This is a genomic window from Flectobacillus sp. (assembly GCF_049240685.1).
Lineage (GTDB): Bacteria > Bacteroidota > Bacteroidia > Cytophagales > Spirosomataceae > Flectobacillus.
On record NZ_JBMLSD010000196.1, the window covers coordinates 1 to 1,277 of the forward strand.

Below are 1,277 nucleotides of genomic sequence, written 5' to 3' on the forward strand. Positions count from 1 at the left end.
TCGGTAATCAAATTGAAAACATTTTCAAATCTTCAAATTATCAAATTTTCAAATTTGAAAAGGTTTTCCCACACGAACTAAAATAATAAAAGCAGAAAGAATAGTAAGAATCCCAATCATCAGAATAGACATATTTATGCCAAAATAATCAGCCAAAATACCTGTTAACAATGCTCCTGTTGCATAGCCCAAATCACGCCAAAAACGGAATATACCCAAACTTTCAGCTCGTTGTGATGGGTGTGTATAGTCAGCAATAGCATTAATGAAAGTTGGATATACTAGCGCTGTACCAAGACCTAAAAGGGCGCCAATAAGCCCAAAAGTTTCAAATGAATTGGCTTTAATCAAGGCTATTATAGCAATTCCTTGAAAGAGCATTCCTCCAAAAAGTAATATCTTTTTGGAATATACATCAGAGAGTTTTCCTGTAAAAAGCTGGCTCAATCCCCACACCATCGGGTATATCGCTGTAAGAATACCGATATGAGTTTGGGAAAATCCTTTATTGAGCAATAAAATGGGCAATAGCCCCCACACCATTCCGTCATTAAGATTGTTAATCAAACCTGCCTGTGTAATACCACTCAAGGATTTATGCGTAAAAGAAGTATTCAGAAAAATATTTTTGAGTAAAGGAATCGTACTTTGGGTACTTTCTTGCCCCACGTGTAGACGAGTATCTTTGACAAAAAGTATTGAAAGTAACAAACCCATGATCGAAAAACCTATACCCAGATAAAAAGGATACGGTCGCACGCCATAAGTATTGGCAATGTATCCTGTCAAAAATGCTACAATCCCGACCGACACGTACCCTGCGAATTCGTTGATTCCTACCGCCAAACCTCTTTTTTGACTACCCACCAAATCAATTTTCATAATCACAGCCATACTCCAAGCCAAGCCTTGATTAATACCCAGTAAGATATTTGCCAAAATAACCCAATTCCAGTTATCGGCATAAATCAAGATAAAAGGTACAGGCAAAGCAAATACCCATCCAATCACTAAGAGATTTTTACGCCCAATAAGATTAGCCAGTTTTCCTGTAAAATAGTTACAGATTGCCTTGGTAACCCCAAAGGCAATGATAAATGAAAAGACTGCTGTTTTGGAAGAAATTCCAAAATCTTTCTCAGCCAATTGAGGCAAAACCGAACGCTCCAAACCTATCATACCTCCCACAAAGGCATTGATCATAACAAGAATGGAAAATTGCTTCCAGTTTTCTTTTAAGCCCAGCTGTATTGTATTCATAACTTGTGACTGAAAAT

General features: G+C 37.2%; 1 protein-coding gene. It reads right to left on the reverse strand.

Annotated elements, in window-relative coordinates; translation table 11 throughout:
• Positions 1-48 precede the first annotated feature (48 nt).
• Positions 49-1,260 carry an MFS transporter gene (locus ACOVQ4_RS08955; RefSeq protein ID WP_421820315.1) on the reverse strand — a complete coding sequence of 404 codons (1,212 nt, stop codon included), beginning with the start codon at positions 1,258-1,260 and terminating at the stop codon, positions 49-51.
• Between the last annotated feature and the right edge of the window lie 17 nt (positions 1,261-1,277).

Coding starts and splice junctions, on each gene's coding strand:
- ACOVQ4_RS08955 (WP_421820315.1), bottom strand. CDS start 1,260: ATGAATACAATACAGCTGGGCTTAAAAGAAAACTGGAAGCAATTTTCC.